Origin of the sequence: uncultured Oceanisphaera sp. (assembly GCF_947495715.1) — a bacterium.
In the GTDB taxonomy this organism is placed as follows: Bacteria; Pseudomonadota; Gammaproteobacteria; order Enterobacterales; family Aeromonadaceae; genus Oceanimonas; species Oceanimonas sediminis.
In genome coordinates this window covers 1-1,258 of the sequence record NZ_CANLZU010000052.1, presented here as the reverse complement: position 1 = coordinate 1,258, position 1,258 = coordinate 1, and the positions used below count along the sequence as shown (strand labels likewise).

Genomic DNA, 1,258 nt, shown 5'->3' with positions numbered 1-1,258 from the left:
CTTAGAGATCCCCTCATTTTAATTACTTAAATAATCCCGAAGATCCGCTTGTATAAACGATGTTGTGACAGGTAGTAAGAAAACTTTGCCATCAGCTTGATGGCATTATCTTCTTTCATCTTCGGTAACATTTGATAATAAATGCAGCCTTGTCGGAAGAAGGAATAGGTGCGGGTTTTACTGGTATTGGCTTTTATCGTCTTCTCCAGTCCGGCAGCGTCACCGGCCTTGCCTAATAAGGTCAGCAGCACGATGGCCAGGGCGCTGAACAGGAACAAACGGTCGCGACGCTTGGTTGAACTGATATGCGTGTCCGCCATGCCCATGCCGAACTTGTAGTCCTTGATATCACGGAAACTGCTCTCGATTCCCCAGCGCTTGCCATACAGCTTGAGGGCATCAGCGGCACCCAAATCTCGCCGGTTGCAGGCCAGAAACCAGGCTTCTTTCATCTCGGCTTTCTTGCAGCAGAACACTCGGGCGACGGGCTGTCGCTGCGCCGTCAGCTCGACGTCTTTCAGGGTGCGGGTACGACCGCTGGGCGTCAGACATTGTTTGGCTTTCTTGAGGTCTCCACCGACCGGACAGAGCAGAATATTGTCTTTAAAACGAATGAGATAGTTAAACTCCAGCGCATCTTCCAGCAAGGCGAACAAGGCTGTGTCGCCAAAGCCGCGGTCGGCTACCACCGTCACTGTCACATCATCTGGCAAGCTGGTTTTCAACTTCCATAACAGCTCGTCTTCATGGTCATTACGCTGGCCCTTCAACTGCGATTTTTGGTGGGTTTTCCACAGCAGTGGCGTGTTGCGCCCATGGCTGGTCTGCATGCTCAGGACGATGCTGCTATGGTCATCGGCATCGAACTCGGTCCAGTCCATGGAGACCACGATTTCCTTGCGTTCAGCCACCACGTAAGGCACCCAATCATCGAACAGTGACCAGACATTGAGCTTGATGTTACTCAGCAAACGATCCACTTGCTTGATGGCGTATTTTCTCTCTAGGCCATTTGCTTGGGCGAGGCCATTACCGATGGCATGAATAGCCAACGAGCTGGATTCGATAACGCCGTGAGTGGCATTGGCTAATGAAAGTACCCGCTTGGCATGCATATCTTGGCCGAAAATGTCGTGGAGGTGTTCAGATATAGTTTCGCGGGTGATCATGGGCTGCCGTGTCATCGAGTTTGGTTCAAAGGCGGGTAGTCTACCCGCCAGGCCGCGCCAGCTCTAGTTCATATGAGGGGATGGCTAAG

At 51.9% G+C, this 1,258-nt stretch carries 1 protein-coding gene; it reads right to left on the bottom strand.

What is annotated here, in order from left to right:
* Positions 1-26: 26 nt before the first annotated feature.
* Positions 27-1,184, bottom strand: coding sequence for an IS4 family transposase (locus Q0753_RS16530; RefSeq protein ID WP_298723702.1), 1,158 nt, complete (start codon positions 1,182-1,184; stop codon positions 27-29).
* Positions 1,185-1,258: the final 74 nt, after the last annotated feature.